Here is a 788-nt window from a genome sequence, read left to right on the forward strand (position 1 = left end):
TTACCACTTTGTGATTCATGACTGGGGTGAAGTCGTAACAAGGTAACCGTAGGGGAACCTGCGGTTGGATCACCTCCTTACCTTAAAGAACCGACCTTTGTAGTGCTCACACAGATTGTCTGATGAATGATGAACTTCTGAATGTACTTTCGAGTGCATTAAGAAGTTTTGCTCTTTAAAAATCTGGATCAAGCTGAAAATTGAAACGACACACTGTTTCATTTCTCCGTAAACAAGAAATGAAAAGCGGTGTGTTCGAGTCTCTCAAATTTTCGCAATCAGAAGTGAAACATCTTCGGGTTGTGAGGTTAAGCGACTAAGCGTACACGGTGGATGCCCTGGCAGTCAGAGGCGATGAAGGACGTGCTAATCTGCGATAAGCGCCGGTAAGGTGATATGAACCGTTATAACCGGCGATTTCCGAATGGGGAAACCCAGTGTGATTCGTCACACTATCATTACGTGAATACATAGCGTAATGAAGCGAACCGGGGGAACTGAAACATCTAAGTACCCCGAGGAAAAGAAATCAACCGAGATTCCCCCAGTAGCGGCGAGCGAACGGGGAGCAGCCCAGAGTCTGAATCAGCATGTGTGTTAGTGGAACGGTCTGGAAAGTCCGACGGTACAGGGTGATAGTCCCGTACACAAAAATGCACAGGTTGTGAACTCGAAGAGTAGGGCGGGACACGTGGTATCCTGTCTGAATATGGGGGGACCATCCTCCAAGGCTAAATACTCCTGACTGACCGATAGTGAACCAGTACCGTGAGGGAAAGGCGAAAAGA

Annotated in this window: 2 rRNA genes; both read left to right on the top strand. The window is 47.5% G+C overall.

Annotated features, from left to right (window positions below):
• A 16S ribosomal RNA gene (locus OOJ59_RS27915) occupies positions 1 to 80 on the top strand; the annotation flags it as partial.
• A 226-nt stretch (positions 81 to 306) separates the two neighbouring features.
• A 23S ribosomal RNA gene (locus OOJ59_RS27920) occupies positions 307 to 788 on the top strand; the annotation flags it as partial.

Source organism: Citrobacter sp. W9 (assembly GCF_026719375.1).
In the GTDB taxonomy this organism is placed as follows: Bacteria; Pseudomonadota; Gammaproteobacteria; order Enterobacterales; family Enterobacteriaceae; genus Citrobacter; species Citrobacter werkmanii.